Genomic DNA, 18,000 nt, shown 5'->3' with positions numbered 1-18,000 from the left:
AGTTTGTAGCGTGTGCCTCCTGTCACCACCACCGTGACCCTCTGTCACGACGCGGTGACGTCTGGCCCTCGCCCTAGATCGGATCCCCGCATGACGCGTCGCTCGCTCCGTGCCTCGTTGACCGTCCTGGCGCTCGCCGCCACCACCACCATCGGGGCCGGGGGTGTCGCCACCGCCGGCGGCCCGGGTGCCGCGTCCCCGCCGGCGCCCCTGTCGCCCAGCGGGCTCGCCACCGGTGCCGGCGACCCCGTCGCGTCGGACGACGTGCTGGCGGGCACCGAGGACAAGGTCAGCTCCGGGCTCGCCGAGGCGGACGGCACGGTCACCGCCTTCGTGCAGCTCGACACCCCGTCCGGCCTCGACGTCGCCGAGGACGGGGGCGACGCCGCCGCCGTGCAGGAGGCGACCGCGCAGGTCGAGCAGGTCGCCGAGGCCGTCGTCCCCGCCGAGGCCGACCCCGCCGCGCGCGCCGCCGCCGTCGAGCCCCAGCGCATCGCCACCCTGTCGAACCTCGTGTCCGGCGCCCTCGTCACGGGCGACGCCGCCCAGGTGCGGGCGCTCGCGGGCTCGGACGACGTCGTCGCCGTGTACCGCGTCACGACCAAGACCGCCGACAACTCCTCCACCGACGCCTTCACGCGGGCGCTGCAGGTGTGGCAGGACACCGGTGAGACCGGCGACGGCATCCGCATCGGCATCATCGACACCGGCCTGGACTACACCCACGCAGACTTCGGGGGTCCCGGCACGCTCGAGGCCTACGCCGCCGCCTACGGCGAGGACGGCACGCAGCCGGTCCCCGAGGGCCTGTACGACCCCGCCAAGTTCCTCGGCGGGCACGACTTCGCCGGCCCGCTGTACGACGCGGACCCCGCCTCGGAGCTCCCCGGCGCGACGCTGACGCCGACCGAGGACACGAACCCGATCGACTCGGTCTACACGTCCGACAACTCCGGCCACGGCACGCACGTCGCCGGCTCGGCAGCGGGCTACGGCGTGCAGGCCGACGGCACCACGTTCACCGGGGACTACGCCTCGCTGACGGATCTGTCGGACTGGCAGGTCGGGCCCGGCGCCGCTCCCGAGGCGGGCCTGTACGCCCTCAAGGTCTTCGGCGACATCGGCGGCTCGACCGACCTGACGGGCCTCGCCCTGGACTGGGCGGCGGACCCGGACGGCGACGGCGACTTCGGCGACCACCTCGACGTCGTGAACCTGTCGCTCGGCGCCTCCGCCACCCCGTCCGACGACCCGGACAACCTGCTGATCGACCGCCTGTCCGACCTCGGCACCCTCGCGGTGCTGTCCGCGGGCAACTCGGCTGACATCACCGACGTCGGCGGCTCCCCCGGCTCCGCGGCGTCCGGCCTGACGGTCGCGAACTCCGTCGGCAGCCCGCAGACCTACGACGGCGTCGAGGTCACGCAGGCCCCGGACCCGGCGCTCGTCCGGACCTGGTCGGCCCAGAACTCCATCGCCTACGCCGGCGGCGCGGACGTCACCGCCCCGGTCGTGTACTTGGGCGACGACGTGGACGGCTGCACGCCGCTGACGCCGTACGCCGACCAGATCGCCGGGAACATCGTCTACCTGTGGTGGGACGACGACGACGCGACCCGCGCGTGCGGCAGCGTCGCCCGGTTCAACGCGGCCGAGGCCGCGGGAGCGGCCGGCGTGCTGATCGGCACGGAGTCGACGGTGTTCGCCGCCGGCATCTCGGGCAACGCCACGATCCCCGGCGCGCAGCTCACCGCCTCCTCCACCGACGCGCTGCTGCCGGCGATCCAGGCGGGCGGCGTCACCGCGCACATCGGCCCGTCGCTCGCCGCCGCGGTCACCGCGGACGAGGTCGGCGACGCCCTCAACCCGGGCTCGTCCCGCGGGGCGCACGGCTCGCTCGGCATCATCAAGCCGGACGTCGCCGCTCCCGGCACGCTGATCTTCTCGGCCGCCTCCGGATCCGGGAACGCCGCGCAGTCGCTGTCGGGCACGTCCATGGCTTCCCCGCACGTCGCCGGCATCGCCGCCCTCGTGCGCGCCACCCAGCCCGGCTGGACGCCGGCCCAGGTGAAGGCGGCAGTGATGAACACCGCGACGCACGACGTGTGGACCGGCGCGAACCAGACGGGCACGACGTACGGCCCGCAGCGGGTCGGCTCCGGCCGGGTCGACGCCCGGGCGGCGGTCGCCGACACGGTGCTCGCGTACGGCTCGGAGGACCCGGACCAGGTGTCCGTGACCTTCGGCGTCGTGGACGTCGCCGACGAGAGGGTCGAGCTGCGCAAGACCGTCACGGTGCAGAACACCGGCACGGAGGCGGCCACCTTCGACACCGCGTTCGTCGCGGCGACGACCACCGGCGGCGCGACCATCACCACCTCGCCCGCCACGCTCACGGTGCCCGCGGGTCAGCAGGAGCTCGTCGCCCTGACCCTCACGGCCGACCCGGCCACGCTCGAGCGGGAGATCGACCCGACCTCGGCGACGTCCCAGGGCGGCGTGCCGCGCGAGTACGTGGCGGCGCTGTCCGGGCGGCTCGTGCTGACCTCGGGCGAGCAGGAGCTGCGCGTCCCGGTGCAGGCCGCTCCCCGGCTGGTCAGCGAGCTCACCGCGGACCCCGTGTCCTTCGCCGACGCGGGTGCCACCACCGCGCCGCTCACCCTGTCGGGCCGGGGCGTCGACTCCGGCGGCTGGACCTCCCTGGTCGCGCCGCTGAACCTCGCCGCCACCAGCCCGAAGCTCGAGGACGTGCCCGGCTTCATCACCTCGGAGTCGGCCGTCGCGTCGGGCGACCTGCGCTGGGTCGGCTGGACCTCCACCGCACCGCAGCACACCGCCGCGGGCGGCGACCCCGCCGACGGGTACCTCGGCGTGGGGATCGCGGTGGACGGCGACTGGGCCACGCTCGGCCAGGCCGTGCTGCCGGTCATCGACTGGGACGTCGACGCCGACGGCACGCCGGACGTCGAGACGGTCGTGCAGAAGCTGAGCGAGGCGGCCGACGTGACGGTCGCCGCGACGTTCGACTACGACTCCGGCGAGGTCCTGGACGTCCAGGGCGTCAACGGGGCGTTCGGGGACGTCGACACCACGGTGTTCGACAACTCCGTGCTCGTCGCGCCGGTCAGCATCGCGGCGCTCGGGCTCGCCCCGGGTGCCACGCCGACGGCCACGGTGTGGACGTACTCCGACTACGCCGCCGACCCCTCGGGGCAGCTCGACGCGGTGGAGCCGTTCACCGTCGACCCGTTCGACCCGCCGTACTGGTTCGACGCCGGGGTCACCGACGCGCTCTGGTACGTCGGCTCCGACGCCACGGAGCTCACCGTGCACCGGTCGACCACCTCGGCCGTCACCCCCGGCCAGCTGCTGGTGCTGCACAGCCACAACGCCGACCCGACGACCCGGGCCCAGGTGCTCGACGTCGCCGTCCCGGCGGCCACGCCGACCACCACCACCCTCGCCGTCTCCGGGTCGCCCCGGGTCGGCCAGGACGTCACGCTGACCGCGACCGTCGCACCCGCGGAGGCCACGGGCACCGTGTCCTTCCGGGACGGCGAGACGGAGATCGCCACCGCGCCGGTGGCCGGCGGCACGGCCACCGCCACGGTCCGGCTCGGCGGCGGGGCGCACAGCCTCACCGCGGTGTTCACGCCGGACAGCACGGCGTGGGCCGGCTCCACGTCGGAGGCCGTCTCCGTCGACGTCCGCAGGGCCGGCTCGACCACGAAGGTCACGCTGTCGCAGAACTCCGGGCGGTACGGGTCCGAGGTCAGCGCCACCGTCACCGTCACCGGTCAGGGCGCCGTCCCCACCGGCACCGTGGAGATCCGCGAGCGCGACACCGTCCTGGGGACCGGCGAGCTCGTGGCCGGCACGGGGAACGACGCGACCGTCACGATCGCCCTGCCGCGGGACCTGAAGTCCGGGTCCCACACGCTGACCGCGGTGTACACCGGCAGCGCCGACGTCGACGGCTCGAAGAGCCAGCGGGCCTACCGCGTGCTGGCCACGGTGCCGACGATCGCGCTCGACACCCCGTCGTGGACGGTCGCGAAGGGCGCCACGCCGCCCGTGACCGTCACCGTCTCCGGGGTCGAGGGCGGGCCCGTCGCCGGCGGGAAGGTCACCGTGCTCGTGGGCATCCGCCCCGTCGCCACGGTCCCGCTGACCGACGGCGCCGCGACGGTCACGCTGCCGGCGGTCAACCGCACCACCACCGTCACCGCGCTGTACACCGGCGACGGCGGCACGGCGGCTACCCCCCGCCCCTCGCGCTGGGGGTGCTGGGGGTGCGCTGAGGGGGACGCCCCCGCGAAGGCGGGGTGCGGCGGGCTCGGGGGGGGCCCGCCGCACCGCCCGCACCACCGCGGAGGGCGGCCGGAGGGACCGGGGTGATCCAGGCCCCCTCCGGCCGCAGCGGCCCGGCGGCCGGCCCGGGAGGGGCCGACCGCCGGGACGTGCGGCAGGGGGTCACCGGGGGCGGTGACCCCCTTTCGTGTGCCCGGGGGCGCGGCGCCGCGCGCGGAGCCCCCCGCAGACTGCGCCCGTTGGCAGAGACTGCGCCCGGTAGCAGAGACTGCGCCCGCTGCAGGAGGCGCAGTCCCGGCCAGCGGGCGCAGTCGTGAGCGGAAGGCAGCGGGCAGCGGGCAGCGGGCGCAGCGGTGGCCGCGGGCGAGGCCGACGGGCCGGTCAGCGGTTCGCGAGGGCCGTCAGCAGGCGGCGGACGCTGGACTCCAGGCCCCAGCGGGCGGTGAGGTCGACCAGCGCCTCCGGGTCCGCGGGCTCCCGCGGGAGGTCGAACGCCTGCGGGTCTGCGGGCGCACCGGGCACGTCCGCGAGCTCGACGGGGGCGTCCGGCGCGACGCGGACCACCGCGGGCGCGACGGCCAGGTACGCGTCCGCGTCGAGCAGGCGACGCCGCTGGGTGGCCGTGAGCCCGGGGTCGCCGGAGTCGCGCGCCGCGAGCAGCGCCGGCAGGTCGCCGTACCGCGCGAGCATCGACGCCGCGGTCTTCTCCCCGATGCCGGGGACGCCGGGCAGCCCGTCGCTCGGGTCCCCGCGGAGCACCGCCATGTCGGCGTACGCCGGCCCGGACGCCACGGCGTACTTCTCCCGCAGCCGCGCGGCGTCGACGACCTCGATGTCCTTGATGCCGCGGATCGTGTAGAGCACCCGCACGGGCGCCTCGTCGTCGACGAGCTGGAACAGGTCCCGGTCCCCCGTGACGACCAGCACCGGCGACCGCTCCCCCGCCGGGCGCGCCACCTCGCGGGCGGTCAGCGTGCCGATCACGTCGTCGGCCTCGTACCCCGCCGCCCCGGCGCGCGCGATGCCCAGCGCGGCCAGCACCTCGGCGATCACCGGCACCTGCGGCGCGAGGGTGTCCGGGACCTCCTCGACCGCGACCGTGCCGCCGGACCCGGCAGCCGCAGCCGCGGCCGCGTCCGCCCCGCCGACCACCCGGTGCGCCTTGTACGACGGGATCGCCGCGACCCGGAACGCCGGGCGCCAGTCCTCGTCCCAGCACGCCACGAGGCGGTCCGGGCGGTGGTCGGTGACCAGCCGGGCGATCATGTCGAGCAGCCCCCGCACGGCGTTCACCGGCGTGCCGTCCGGCGCCTTCACCGAGTCCGGGACCCCGTAGTAGGCGCGGAAGTACAGCGAGGCGGAGTCGAGGAGCATCAGCGCGTGACGGTCGGCGGCCATGAGGGCGAACCTACGCGACCGGGTACCCCGCGCGGGAGCACCGCGTCAGGCGGAGTCGCGCTCCACGAGGGACGTCGGGAGGGTGATGCGGGCGGGCTCCGCGCCCTCGACGACCTCCAGCAGCAGCCGCACCATCTCGGCGGCGATGCGCTCGAACGGCTGGCGCATGGTGGTCAGCGGGGGCTCGAGCGTCGCGGCGAGGCCGGAGTCGTCGAACCCCCCGACGGCCACGTCGCCCGGGACGGACCGCCCCGCCTCCCGGAGCGCGACGAGCGCCCCGGCCGCCATGAGGTCGGACGCGACGAACACCGCGTCGAGGTCGGGCCGGCGGTCGAGAAGCTCACGCATCGCGGCCTGGCCGGACGCCCGGGAGTAGTCGCCGTGCGCGACCAGCGCGTCGTCGTAGGCGTCGCCGAGCGCGTCCCGGTACCCGGCGAGGCGGCGCAGCCCGCCGGGGGTGTCCATCGGCCCGGTGATCGTGGCCACGCGGGTGCGGCCCCGCGACAGCAGGTGCGACGTCATGCGGCGGGCGCCGCCGTGGTCGTCGGCCGCGACCCAGCCGATGCGGTCCTCGTACCCGAGCGGCTCGCCGCAGGCGATCGTCGGGACGCCCTGGCGCAGCAGGTCCCCCACCACGGGGTTGCCGCGGTGGGACGAGATCAGCAGCACCCCGTCCACGTGGCCCGCGGCGACGTACTCGGTGATGCGTCGCCGCTCCTGCGGGGTGCCGGCGACCATGAGCAGCAGCGGCATCTCCCGCGCGGCCAGCGCCTCGGCCGCGGCGCGGAGCAGGATCGAGAACGTCGGGTCCTCGAACAGCAGGTGCTGCGGCTCGGTCAGCAGGAAGGCGACGGAGTTCGCCCGGCCGGTGACGAGGCTGCGCGCGTGCTGGTTCGCCGAGTACCCCGTCGACCGGATGGCCTCCTGGACGGCCGCGAGCGCCTCGGGCGAGACCCAGTGGCCGCCGTTGAGCACCCGGGAGACGGTGCCGCGCGAGACCCCGGCCGCCGCCGCGACGTCGCGGATGGTCGGGCGTCGGCGCGCGGTGGGCTCCACGCCGACAGACTTTACGGGCACGTCAGGCCTTCACGGCGCCCGCGGCGAGGTCGACCTGCCAGTAGCGCTGCAGCGTGAGGAACAGGGCCGTGAGCGGGATGATCGACAGCAGCGCGCCGGTGATCACCGAGGTGTACATCGCCGGCTGCGACGCCCCCTGGTTCAGCAGCCCCGACAGGCCGACGGTGAGCGGGAACAGCCGGTCGTCGCCGAGCATGATGTACGGGAGCATGAAGTTGTTCCAGATCGCGACGAACTGGAACAGGAACACCGTCACCAGGCCGGGGACCATCATCGGCACGGAGATCGACGTGAACACCCGCCACTCCGGGGCGCCGTCGGTCCGGGCCGCCTCCAGCACGTCGTCAGGGACGGACGCCGCCGCGTAGATGCGGGCGAGGTAGATGCCGTACGGGCTGATGATGCTCGGCAGCAGCACCGACCAGTAGGTGTTGGTCAGCCCGACCTGCGCGAGCAGCAGGTACTGCGGGATGGCCAGCACGACGCCGGGCACCAGCACGCCCGCGAGGATGACGTTGAAGATCGCCTTCTTGCCGGCGAACTGGAACTTCGCGAGCCCGTACCCGGCCATCGCCGACACGAGCACGGACAGCAGGCCACCGACGCCGGCGTACAGCGCGGTGTTCGCCATCCAGCGCCAGAACAGCCCGCCGCGGTACGCGGACAGCTCGGTGACGTTCTCCCACAGGTGCGTGGACGGCGCGAGCGTGAACGTGGAGAACAGCTCGCCGGCGCTCTTGGTCGAGGCGATCAGCACCCACAGGACGGGGAACAGGCAGTAGACGGCGCCGAGCAGCAGGATCAGCGTCGGCCAGAACGCGGGCCGCTGCCGGGGCTGCCGGACGGCGGCGGCCGACGGGCCGCGACGGGCGACGGCGGGGCGGGACGGGGACAGGGTCGCCATGGGTCAGCCGTTCTCCTGGGCGAAGGCCCGGCGCTGCACGAGGCGCAGGAAGCCGAACGAGAGCACGAAGGTCGCCAGCGCGATCACGACGGACGTCGCGGCGGCGGAGTAGATGTCGTCGCGGGTGAAGGCGTCGCGGTACACCTTCATCAGCGGGCTCCACGTGGTGGAGATGGTGTTGGTCAGCGGGCGCAGGGTGGTCGGCTCGGCGAACACCTGCAGCGTCGCGATCATCGAGAACAGGAACGTGAGGATCAGCGACGGCAGGACGATCGGCACCTTGATCCGCCAGGCGATGCCCCGCTCGGTCGCGCCGTCGAGCCGCGCGGCCTCGTACAGGTCGGTCGGGATCGCCTTGAGGGCCGTGTAGATGACGATCATGTTGAAGCCGACGCCGCCCCACAGGCCGATGTTGGCGATGGCGAACAGGATCAGGTTCGACGACAGCACGTCCGCGACCGGCAGGCCGAGCGCGTCCGCGACGTAGGCGAAGGGGCTGACCCGCGGCAGGTACAGGAAGCCCCACAGCAGCGAGGCGATCACCGCGGGCACGGCGTAGGGCAGGAAGATCGAGACCCGCGAGAACCCCTTCGCGCCGGTGCGCCGGGCGTCGAGCAGGAGCGCGAACAGCAGGGCGAGCCCCAGCATGGTCGGCACGAGCACGAGGCCGTAGAGCCCGACCCGGCCGACCGACGCGAGGAACTCGGGGTCGGCGAGGGCGCGCGAGTAGTTGGAGAAGCCGGCCCAGACCTCCTGGCGCGCGCCGGCGCCCAGGCCGAGGCCGCTGACCTTGACGGTCCGCAGGCTGAGGTAGACCGCGTACCCGATGGGCAGCGCGAGGAACAGCACGAACAGCACCATCGCGGGGGCGAGGTACACGTACGGCGCGGCTCGGCGACGGGATCGCGGACGGCGCGGGGCCTGCGCGGCAGGCGCTGCGGCGGCGCGCGGCTCGGTGGTGGTCACGAGGGGATCCTTCCCGCGGGCGGGCGGCAGTGGCGGGGCGGCGGGGGGGGGCGCCGGGGGGGCGCCCCCGCCGCGGGGTCACTCGGAGACCGAGAACCCGGAGCTCTTCAGGTCGTCGACGGTCGCCGCCTGCATGGCCTCGACCGCGTCCACGAACGCCGACGCGGACCGGGCCTCGGTGGCCTTGCCGAACTCGTCGTTGTAGGCGGAGTAGGCGACGTTGACGTTCGGGCCGTAGGTGAACGGCCGCACGCCCTTCGCCGTCTCGGCGGCGATGTCGTAGAAGTCGGCCTGGCCGGAGAAGAAGGCGGGGGGCTCGGACAGGGCACCGGCCTGGGCGTCCAGGTCGGCCGGGTAGAGGCTGCCGTACTCCACCAGGGCGTCGACGCCCTCCTGGCTGCCGTTCATCCACTCGATGAACTGCGCGGCCTCCTCCGGGTGCTCCGACTGGGACGTCACCGAGGTGGCCGAGCCGCCCCAGTTGCCCGTCGCGGTGTCGCCGGCCTCCCACTGCGGCATGGGCGCCATGGCCCACTTGCCCGCCGTGTCGGGGGCGTTGCCCTCGAGGACGCCGGGCGCCCAGATCGCCGACAGCCAGCCGACCTGCGAGCCGTCGTTGAGGGCCGCGTTCCACTCCGGGGTGTACATCGGCTTGTTGTCGATCACGCCCTGCTCGACCAGGCCGCCCCAGTAGGAGGCGACCTTCTCGGTGGCGTCGGAGTCGATGTCGACGCTCCAGGAGTCGCCGTCGATGCCCCACCAGGACGCGCCGGCCTGCTGCGCGAGGCCCGTGAACCAGCCCGCGTCGTTCGCGGAGAAGGTGCCGAGGTACTTGCCGGGGTCGGCGGCGTGCAGCTGCGCGGCGACGGCGGCGTACTCGTCCCAGGTGGTCGGGACCTGCAGGCCGAGCTGCTCGAAGATGTCCGCCCGGTAGTAGAACTGCATCGGCCCGGAGTCCTGGGGCACGCCGTACACGGCGTCGGAGCCGAGGGTCACCGACTCCCAGGTGCCCTCCGCGTAGTGGTCCGCGAGGTCGTCGGAGATGACCCCCGACAGGTCCGCCAGGGCGTCCGCCGCGACCAGCGTGGGGATCTTCTGGTACTCGGTCTGCATGAGGTCGGGGGCGCCGGAGCCCGCCTTGATCGCGGTCAGGAGCTTGGTGACGGCCGGGTCGCCGCCGTCCTGCTTGTTCACCGTGACCTGGATGTCGGGGTTCGCGGCGTTCCACTCCGCGACGGTCTCGTCCATGCCGGGCGCCCACGTCCAGAACGTGAGCTCGACGGGCCCGTCGGCGGACGCCGACCCGCCGTCGTCGGAGCCGCTGCCGCATCCGGCCGCGAGCATCGCGGTCGCGGCGAGCACGGCCGCGGTCTTCATCGCTGTGTGCAGGCGCATTGGTCCTCCTCGTCAAGGACCCGCCGCGTCCTCGCGGCGGGCGTCACACCGCGGGCGATCACCGCGCTGTGCCTGTGCACTTCGAACTGTGCACGGTCACAGTACGATGAGCCGTGCAGGGCTTGTCAACACGGGGACGGCTCCTGTTATGTACTCGTAGTCTCGGCGTCGTGGCTGGGACCGTGCTCAGTCAGTCGCAGTCGTTCGAGGAGAACCATGACCCCCCAGCCCACGCCCGCCCACGCCGACTCCCCGTGGGTGCTCGGGCTCGACGGCATCGCCTACGGCGGGGACTACAACCCCGAGCAGTGGCCGGAGGAGGTCTGGCACGAGGACGTGCGGCTCATGCAGGAGGCCGGGGTCAACCTCGTCAGCATCGGCATCTTCTCGTGGGCGCTGCTCGAGCCGGAGGAGGGCGTCTTCGACTTCGGCTGGCTGGACCGGGTCATCGAGCTGCTGCACTCCCACGGGATCCGGGTCGACCTCGGCACGCCGACGGCCTCGCCGCCCGCCTGGTTCTTCGCGACCTACCCGCACACCCGCGTCGTCGACCGCTCCGGCACGGTGCTCGGCTTCGGCTCGCGCGGCATGGCCAACCCGTCCTCCCCGGAGTACCGCGCCGCGGCCGTCCGGATCACCACGGAGCTCGCCCGCCGCTACGGCTCGCACCCGGCCGTCGCCCTCTGGCACGTGCACAACGAGTACGGGGCGCCGGTCTCGGAGGACTACTCGGAGACCTCCGCCGCGGCGTTCCGGGCGTGGCTGCAGGAGCGGTACGGCTCCCTCGACGCGCTGAACGCCGCGTGGGGCACCGCGTTCTGGGGCCAGCGGTACGGCCGCTGGGAGCACGTCGACGTCCCGCGCCTCACCCCGTCGGTGACCAACCCCGCGCAGCGGCTCGACTTCGCCCGGTTCACGGACCACGCGCTGCGCCAGTGCTTCGTCGCCGAGCGCGACGCCATCCGCGCGCACTCCGCCGTGCCGGTGACGACCAACTTCATGGCCGCCGAGTGCCCGTCCGTGGACCTGTGGAAGTGGGCTGCCGAGGTCGACGTCGTCTCGAACGACCACTACCTCACCGCCGAGGACCCGCGCAGCCACGTCGGCCTGGCGCTCGCCGCCGACCTCACCCGGTCCGTCGCCCGCGGCAAGCCGTGGCTGCTGATGGAGCACTCGACCTCGGCCGTGAACTGGCAGCCCCGCAACCTCGCGAAGCGCCCCGGCGAGATGGCGCGGAACTCGCTCACCCACCTCGGGCGCGGCGCCGACGGCATCCTGTTCTTCCAGTGGCGCGCCTCGCGCTCCGGCGCGGAGAAGTTCCACTCGGCGATGCTCCCCCACGCCGGCACGGGCTCCCGGGTGTTCCGGGAGGTGTGCGCGCTGGGCGCCGACCTGCGGCAGCTGGCGCCGGTGCGGGGCTCCCGGGTGCGGGCCGACGTGGCGCTGCTGTGGGACTGGGAGTCGTTCTGGGCGCAGGACCTGGAGTGGCGGCCCTCGGTGGACCTCCGGCACCGCGACCGCGTGCGGGCCTCCTACGAGCGGCTGTGGCAGGACGGCCTCACGGTCGACCTCGCGCACTCGGAGGACGACCTGACCGGCTACCGCCTCGTCGTCGCGCCGGCGTCGTACCTGCTGACCGCGGCGGCCGGGGCGAACCTCGAGCAGTACGTCGCCGGCGGCGGCACGCTGCTGGTCTCGTGCTTCTCCGGCGTCGTCGACGAGCGGGACGCGGTGCCCGCGGGCGGGTACGGGGCACACCTGCGCACCGCGCTCGGGGTGGCCGTCGAGGAGCACGCCCCGCTGCGCGCCGGCGAGTCGGTCGAGGTCACCTGGACGGGCGCGCTCGCGGCGACCGGCGGGACCACGGCGACGGTCTGGACCGAGGACCTCGTGCTCGACGGCGCCGAGGTGGTCGGCACCTACGCTGACGGGCCGCTGCCCGGGGGCGCCGCCGTCACCCGGCACGCGCACGGCTCCGGCACGGGCTGGTACGTCTCGACGTGCTTCGACGCCGACGCCCTCGCCCCGCTGATGGGGGCCGTGTACGCCGACGCCGGGCTCGCACCGTCGGGGCTGCCGGCGGAGCTCGAGGTGGTCCGCCGCCACGGAGCCACGTCGGACTTCCTGGTCGCCGTCAACCACGGCGCCGAGGAGGCCGAGCTGCCTGCCACCGGCGTCGACCTGCTGACGGGCGAGTCGTTCGGCGGCACCGCGAAGGTCCCCGGCGGCGGGGTCCGGGTGATCGAGGTCGCGGCGGGCTGACGGCCGCGCGACGCCGCCTCCAGCACCCCGGGGTGGATGGTTCGGGCGGACACGCCGCGGGCGTGTCCGCTCGGACGTTCCACCCGGCGGGCGGGACGGCTGGTCAGGCGGTCAGCGGGTGCGGGAGGCCAGCGTCGCGAGCGTGACCGCGACGACGTCCTCCGCGAGCGCCCCGCGCCAGTCCGGGCCCCGCTGGGCCGCCCACGTGCGCCAGGCGGCGCCGCCGAACGTCCCGACGGTGGAGAACAGCGCGGCGGTCGCGGCCGGGAGCAGCACCGAGCGCCCGCGCTGCCGGGCGAGCGCCGCACCCCCGAGCGCGGCGGCGACCGCGCGGCTCTGGGGGCCGGGCGGCACGAGGCGGCTCGGGGTGGTGGGCAGCTTGTCGTTCGTGAGCTCGACGAGCACGCCGAACCGGGTGAGCCCGCGGGTCACCCGCCCGCGGGCCGGGTCGGCGAGCGCCGGGCCCGCGAGCGCCAGCGACGCCCGGCTGCCGGCCGCGACGCCGAGCAGCGCGCTGCGCACGCCGAGCCCGACCCGGCTGCCGCGCGGCGCGACGGAGCGGGCGTGGGCGGGCGTGGACGCGCGGACGGCGGCGGCGGTCCGGCCGTGCGCGGGCGCGCGACCCGGCGCACGACCCGGCGCCGGGAGCGCGACCGTGGGGTCCCCGGGCGCCCAGCGGGGCTCCGGGAGCGAGCGCGTGCGGTCGGTGCGGCGGTCTCGTCGTCGGCCCATGGCACGACCGTGGCCCCCGGCGCCGGTGTCGGCAACCCCAGGCGCGCCCGGGGCGGGGTCCCGGCCCTCCGACCGGCACCCCGCCCCCGTGCGTCCGGCGCCCCCTCCGGCGCCGGACGCGTCGCCGGTCACCCGGCGAGGTCGAGCGACCCCTCGTCCACCGCGACGACGCTCCACGCGGAGCCGTCGGCGTCGGTGAGCTCGTAGGCCGGCACCAGCAGCGCCGCCCCGTCCGCCTGCGTGACCATCGCGAGCCCGAGCCGGGCGCCGGTGATCGTCACCTGCTGCACCGGCCACGAGATCGGCGACCCGGGCTGCGCCGTGGCGGGGACGGTCGGGTCGCCGGACGGCACCTCGTCGGTGGTCGCGGCCTCGGCTGCCCCGGCCGCGTCGGCGGCCTCGGCGCGGGCCAGCGGCATGACGCCGCCGTACCCGGTGCCGAACCGGGGGTCGTTCAGGCGCTCGACCGCGGTCGCGGCCCCGACCACCGGGTACTCCCCCAGGTCGACGAGCGGCGCGAGCGAGCCGTACAGCGACTGGACGCCGCCGTCGACGAGCGTCACGTTCCACGCCAGGCCCGTGCGCTGGGCGTCGACGACCTGGTACGCCGTGACGGTCGCCGCCGCGGTCGTGCCGGAGTCGCCCTCCTCGTACTCGAACGCGGCGGGGTCCACCCCGAGGGTCGCGAGCAGGTCGCGGGTCGCCGCGACCGCCGCGTCCCCCGTCGGGGCGTCGCCGAGCGCCGGGTCGCACGTCGGGCCGGGCACGACCGGGAGCGCCGGGTCGACGAGCTCCGGGTCGATCGTCGGTGCCAGCTCGGCAGCGGCGGAGCCCTCGGTCGTCCCCGCACCGTCGGACGCACCCGCGTCCGGCTGGTCGGTCGCGGACGCCGCGCAGGCCCAGGGGTCGCGCGTCGGGTCGTAGTAGCTGATGCTCGCCGCGCCGTCGGGCTGCAGCGTCACGTTCGGTGCGGTGCCGTCCTGCGGGCCGACGGTCCAGGCGCCGTACTGCTGCGACGGGTCACCGGTCACCCCCAACGCGGACGCCACCCGGGCGGCGGTCTCGGCGGAGAACACCGCCGCGGCGTCGAGCGCCCAGGCGTGCGCGGCGCTCGCGTCGTCCGCCAGGCCGGACGCGGAGAACACCGCCCGCGCGCCGAACCCCGGCGCGATCCGCATGTCGGTGGCCGTCGAGCCCGCCGCCAGCTTGTCCGCCGCGCCCGCGAGCTGCTGCTCCGCGGCGGCCTGGCCCAGCATGATCGGCGCCGCGGCCGCCTCGCCGCCGCCCCGGGCGCCGGCCGCGTACCCGCCGGCGCCCGCCACCAGGGCGGCTCCCACGCCCACGGCCGCCACCTGCAGCCACCGGGCGCGACGGCGCGACGCCAGCGTGGTCACGGGCGCGACGTCGCCGGCCGGCTCGGCACCGGACCTGCGGGCGACCTCCGCGCGCAGCGCCGCGGTGTCGAGCCCGGCACCCGCCGCGGGGTCGGCGGCGCGCAGCCGCGCGAACGCCTCGTCGTCGCCCGGCGCCGGGTCGGGCTGCTGTGCTCGGGGCTCGTCCACGGGGTCTCCTCCAGGTCCGTGCGGCCGCCGGTCCCGGCGGTCGCGTCCACCCCGTCTGTGTCGCCGCCCGCCCGTCCCTTGCACGCCGGGCGTGGGTCGGCGCGTGGATCGGCGCGTGGATCGGCGCGTGGATCGGCCCGCGGGTGGGCCCGTGGGTCAGTCGGCGTCCCAGGCGTCGCGCAGCCGCGCCCGCGCCCGCGACAGCGCCGCGTCCGCCCCGCCCCGGGACACCCCCAGCACCAGCGCGAGGTCGTCGCCCGTGACGCCCTCCCACGCGGTCAGCAGCAGGACCTGCCGGTCGCGCGCGCTCAGCCGCCCGAGCACCTCACGCACCCGCTCGTCGCGGACCGCCTGCATCCCGGGGTCCGTGGGGTCCGGCTCGTCCGGGACCTCCGCCACCGGCACCGGCCGGCCCTTGCGGCGGTGGTTCGCCAGCACGAAGCCGGCCGTCCGGTACAGCCACGCGAGCTCCATGCCGTCGGGCAGCTCGCCCCGCCGGCGCCACGCGATCGTGAGGACGTCGGCCGCGAGGTCCTCCGCGTCGTCGCCCGCCCCGCGGCGCAGCAGGTAGCGGTGCACCGCCACGGCGTGCCGGCGGAACAGCTCCTCGAACCACGCGGCGTCCCGGCCTCCGGCGTCGGGACCGGTGCCGGGCGCGGTCGCGGGGCGGGTCGCGGGGTCGGTCGGGGGGTCGATGACGTGCTCGGCGGCGGTCGGCCCCGGCTGCTGGTCCTGCACGCGGTCCCCTCGGGTCGGTCCGCAGGCCACGCACGGCCCCCGGTGCCCCTACTGTGTCGCGACCGGGCCGCGTCTTGCACCGGTGAGGAGGTCTGCATCGGTCCGGTGGCCGGAGCGTGCACCACTCAGCGTTGGGCGCCTGCGCGCACCGGTCACGGGAGTACCCGAGGACGTCGATACGGTCGACGCGTGCTGCTGGCCTTCGTCGACGAGTCGTACGAGACCGATGCGTTCTTCGCCCTCGGAGCCGTCATCGTCACCGCTGCTGCGGCTGCCGCGATCGAGAACGGGCTCGACGACCTGGTGGCGGAGTGGTCGTCGGTGCCGGGGGTCGGCCTGTCCGACGCGGCGGAGCTGCACGGCTACGAGGTCTTCCACGGCAAGGGAGCGTGGGCGTCGATGCCGGTCCGCCAGCGAGTCAACGTGTACCAGCGTGCGATGCGCGTCATCGGCACGTCCGGGGCGCGCATCGCGCTGCGGGGCATGGACGTGGTCGCGCAGCGTCGCCGGTACGTGGATCCGCTTCCGCCCCACGACGTCGTGCTCGGGCACCTTCTGGAGAGCGTCGACCGCGAGGCCGCCTCCCGAGGGAAGCGCGTCGTCGTGACGGCCGACGAGGTGCACACCCAGGAACGACACCGTTCCAACTTTCGTTCGTACCGACGCGTGGGCACACCGGGATACCGGTCCAGCCGGCTCCCGACCCTCCTCGACACGCTGCACTTCGGGCCGTCCCAGCACAGTCGCCTGCTCCAGGCGTCGGATCTGGTCACCTACCTCTGGCGTCGACGCCACGTGGTCGAGGAGTCCGACCATCGCGCTCGCGCCGCGAGCGACCTGGCGTGGGCCGCGGTGGAGGACGCCATCGCAGCGGAGCACGTGTGGCGCCCCTGAGCCGGACGCACAAAGACCCCGCTCGGGGCGGGGTCTTCGGCGGTGCGGGAGGCCTTCCGGCGTCCTGCTCGTACGACACTAGCGGGTTGCGGGCCTGGGTGTCACGGCTGTCGGAGACTCTCGTCAGCGCGGCTCCGGGCCCACCGGGGAGATGCCGAGCTCGTGCACCAGCAGCAGGAACGCCCGCCCGTAGGGCGTCTCGGCCGTCTCGGCGCGCACGCGGTGCCAGTCGACCTGCTCGCGCAGGGCCCGCACCATGGCGATCATCCGGGTGAAGTCGCAGTAGTGCTCCCCGAGCACGCGCATCTTCGCCGAGATGATGTCCGTCGCGTCGAGCACCGGCATCCGGACGGCGAGGACCTCCATCGTGTCGCTGCGCTCGAGCATCTCGCGGGTGATCGGCTCCCCGACCATCCGGAACAGGACGTCCACGAGCGCGCCGTGGTGGAACGCCTTGAACAGCCAGTTCTCCGCGGGCTCGTGCACGTCGAGGCCGGCCGCGGCGATGGCCTCCTGCGCGCGCGGCACGTCCTCCTCCGTCACGGCGAAGTCCGCGTCGTGGCTGGGCTCCGGCGCCCCGCGCGCCCACGCCGCGTACCCCCCGACCAGCGCGAACGGGATGCCCGCGTCCTCCAGCGCGACGGCCACCTTGCGCAGGCCGTCCTGCAGCGCGGTGCGGGGATCGGGCTCGTCGGCGGCGCCGGCCTGCACCCCGGCTCCGGCTCCGCCGGCGGTCGCTGCATCGTGGCTCATGCCGAGTTGTGTACACGACGACGAGCGCGTCCGCAGGACGACCGCAAGAATCGCGGGGTGCGACTCGCGAGCTTCAACATCCTGCACGGGCGTGGTCTGAGCGACGGCAAGGTGGACCTGGACCGGTTCGCCGGGGCCGTCAGCGGGCTGGACGCCGACGTCCTCGCGCTGCAGGAGGTCGACCGGGACCAGCCACGGTCCCACCAGGCCGACCTCACGGCGGTGGCGGCCGAGGCGATGGGCGCCGACCACCACCGGTTCGTCGCCACGCTGCACGGGCACCCCGGGACGTGGACGGCCGCGACCGGAGAGGACCAGCCCACGATCGCCGCCTACGGGATCGCGCTGCTCAGCCGGTACCCGGTGTCCGCCTGGCGCGTGATGGCGCTGCCGACGCTGCGCCGGCGGGTGCCGATGGTCCACCGCGGCAACCGGCGGCCCTCCCTCGTGCAGGACGAGCAGCGGGCCGCGCTCGCGGCGGTCGTCGAGACCCCCGATGGGCCGATCACCGTGGTCGCCACGCACCTGACGTTCATCACCGGCTGGAACGTCGTGCAGCTGCGGCACCTGGTGCGGGCCTGCCACGCCCTGCCGCGGCCGCTCGCGGTGACCGGCGACCTCAACCTCGAGGGCACCACGCCGCAGCGGGTGTCCGGCTGGCGCTCGGTCGGTCAGGTCAACACGTTCCCGGTGGAGGTCCCCGACCGGCAGATCGACCACGTGCTGCTCGACGGGCCGGTCACCCCGACGAGCGAGCCGATCGCCGTCGACACTGGGATGTCGGACCACCGCGCGCTCGTCGTCGAGCTGTCGGTGGGGTCAGCCCGGCGCTGACGGCGGCACGTCCCCGGGGGACCGCGGGAGCGGAGGGCCGGGGGTCAGTCCGCCTCGGGGTCCACGAGGAACCACACGGTCTTGCCCGCCTCGCCGTGGACGTCGACGCCCCAGGTGCGCGACAGCGCCTCCACGAGCGCCATCCCGCGGCCGCTGACGGCCGTCGGCGCCGGG

General features: G+C 75.2%; 13 protein-coding genes. 4 read left to right on the top strand and 9 right to left on the bottom strand.

Going from position 1 to position 18,000, the window contains the following annotated elements:
• Positions 1-90 precede the first annotated feature (90 nt).
• On the top strand, positions 91-4,398 hold the full coding sequence (locus QNH85_RS16615) for a S8 family serine peptidase (RefSeq protein WP_282948195.1): 4,308 nt from the start codon (positions 91-93) through the stop codon (positions 4,396-4,398).
• 294 nt (positions 4,399-4,692) lie between these two features.
• Here QNH85_RS16615 and QNH85_RS16610 read toward each other — a convergent pair whose 3' ends face one another.
• The 5 genes from QNH85_RS16610 to QNH85_RS16590 form a co-directional block, all read right to left on the bottom strand.
• Positions 4,693-5,709, bottom strand: a complete 1,017-nt coding sequence (locus QNH85_RS16610) for a 5'-3' exonuclease (protein WP_282948194.1) — start codon at positions 5,707-5,709, stop codon at positions 4,693-4,695.
• 45 nt (positions 5,710-5,754) lie between these two features.
• A complete protein-coding gene (locus tag QNH85_RS16605) occupies positions 5,755-6,765 on the bottom strand; it encodes a LacI family DNA-binding transcriptional regulator (RefSeq protein WP_282948192.1) in 1,011 nt (336 codons plus the stop codon).
• A gap of 22 nt (positions 6,766-6,787) precedes the next feature.
• Positions 6,788-7,690, bottom strand: a complete 903-nt coding sequence (locus tag QNH85_RS16600; protein WP_282948191.1) for a carbohydrate ABC transporter permease — start codon at positions 7,688-7,690, stop codon at positions 6,788-6,790.
• A gap of 3 nt (positions 7,691-7,693) precedes the next feature.
• Entirely contained in the window at positions 7,694-8,656 is a 963-nt protein-coding gene (locus QNH85_RS16595) for a carbohydrate ABC transporter permease (protein ID WP_428830428.1), read from the bottom strand.
• Positions 8,657-8,734: 78 nt separating this feature from the next.
• A complete protein-coding gene (locus tag QNH85_RS16590; RefSeq protein WP_282948190.1) occupies positions 8,735-10,051 on the bottom strand; it encodes an ABC transporter substrate-binding protein in 1,317 nt (438 codons plus the stop codon).
• A gap of 216 nt (positions 10,052-10,267) precedes the next feature.
• Here QNH85_RS16590 and QNH85_RS16585 point away from each other — a divergent pair, with 216 nt between their 5' ends.
• Positions 10,268-12,313, top strand: a complete 2,046-nt coding sequence (locus QNH85_RS16585) for a beta-galactosidase (RefSeq protein ID WP_282948188.1) — start codon at positions 10,268-10,270, stop codon at positions 12,311-12,313.
• A gap of 111 nt (positions 12,314-12,424) precedes the next feature.
• On the opposite strand, the gene QNH85_RS16580 is transcribed toward QNH85_RS16585, so the two are convergent.
• From QNH85_RS16580 to QNH85_RS16570, 3 genes are all read right to left on the bottom strand, one after another.
• Entirely contained in the window at positions 12,425-13,045 is a 621-nt protein-coding gene (locus QNH85_RS16580) for a hypothetical protein (protein ID WP_282948187.1), read from the bottom strand.
• A 128-nt stretch (positions 13,046-13,173) separates the two neighbouring features.
• Positions 13,174-14,607: a hypothetical protein gene (locus QNH85_RS16575; protein WP_282948186.1), complete on the bottom strand. Its 1,434-nt coding sequence runs from the start codon at positions 14,605-14,607 to the stop codon at positions 13,174-13,176.
• Between the two features lie 156 nt (positions 14,608-14,763).
• Complete coding sequence (locus QNH85_RS16570; protein ID WP_428830427.1) at positions 14,764-15,345, bottom strand: RNA polymerase sigma factor; 582 nt, start codon at positions 15,343-15,345, stop codon at positions 14,764-14,766.
• A 189-nt stretch (positions 15,346-15,534) separates the two neighbouring features.
• On the opposite strand from QNH85_RS16570, the gene QNH85_RS16565 reads away from it, so the two are divergent.
• On the top strand, positions 15,535-16,239 hold the full coding sequence (locus QNH85_RS16565; protein WP_282948185.1) for a DUF3800 domain-containing protein: 705 nt from the start codon (positions 15,535-15,537) through the stop codon (positions 16,237-16,239).
• Positions 16,240-16,362: 123 nt separating this feature from the next.
• On the opposite strand, the gene QNH85_RS16560 is transcribed toward QNH85_RS16565, so the two are convergent.
• Positions 16,363-16,992, bottom strand: coding sequence for a nucleotidyltransferase family protein (locus tag QNH85_RS16560; protein WP_282948183.1), 630 nt, complete (start codon positions 16,990-16,992; stop codon positions 16,363-16,365).
• A 57-nt stretch (positions 16,993-17,049) separates the two neighbouring features.
• Here QNH85_RS16560 and QNH85_RS16555 point away from each other — a divergent pair, with 57 nt between their 5' ends.
• Positions 17,050-17,826 (top strand): endonuclease/exonuclease/phosphatase family protein, encoded by a 777-nt coding sequence (locus QNH85_RS16555; RefSeq protein ID WP_282948181.1) that lies wholly within the window; start codon positions 17,050-17,052, stop codon positions 17,824-17,826.
• Positions 17,827-18,000 lie beyond the last annotated feature (174 nt).

This window comes from Cellulomonas endometrii, from assembly GCF_949769265.1.
GTDB classification, from domain to species: domain Bacteria; phylum Actinomycetota; class Actinomycetes; order Actinomycetales; family Cellulomonadaceae; genus Cellulomonas; species Cellulomonas endometrii.
The sequence above is the reverse complement of the archived record's forward strand: the minus strand, read 5'-3'. Positions and strand labels throughout refer to the sequence as shown.

What these genes read in the sequence shown, in the direction of transcription:
- QNH85_RS16590 (WP_282948190.1), bottom strand. Translation starts at nt 10,051, where the DNA reads ATGCGCCTGCACACAGCGATGAAGACCGCGGCCGTGCTCGCCGCGACC.
- QNH85_RS16580 (WP_282948187.1), bottom strand. Translation starts at nt 13,045, where the DNA reads ATGGGCCGACGACGAGACCGCCGCACCGACCGCACGCGCTCGCTCCCG.
- QNH85_RS16585 (WP_282948188.1), top strand. Translation starts at nt 10,268, where the DNA reads ATGACCCCCCAGCCCACGCCCGCCCACGCCGACTCCCCGTGGGTGCTC.
- QNH85_RS16610 (WP_282948194.1), bottom strand. Translation starts at nt 5,709, where the DNA reads ATGGCCGCCGACCGTCACGCGCTGATGCTCCTCGACTCCGCCTCGCTG.
- QNH85_RS16560 (WP_282948183.1), bottom strand. Translation starts at nt 16,992, where the DNA reads ATGAGCCACGATGCAGCGACCGCCGGCGGAGCCGGAGCCGGGGTGCAG.
- QNH85_RS16615 (WP_282948195.1), top strand. Translation starts at nt 91, where the DNA reads ATGACGCGTCGCTCGCTCCGTGCCTCGTTGACCGTCCTGGCGCTCGCC.
- QNH85_RS16600 (WP_282948191.1), bottom strand. Translation starts at nt 7,690, where the DNA reads ATGGCGACCCTGTCCCCGTCCCGCCCCGCCGTCGCCCGTCGCGGCCCG.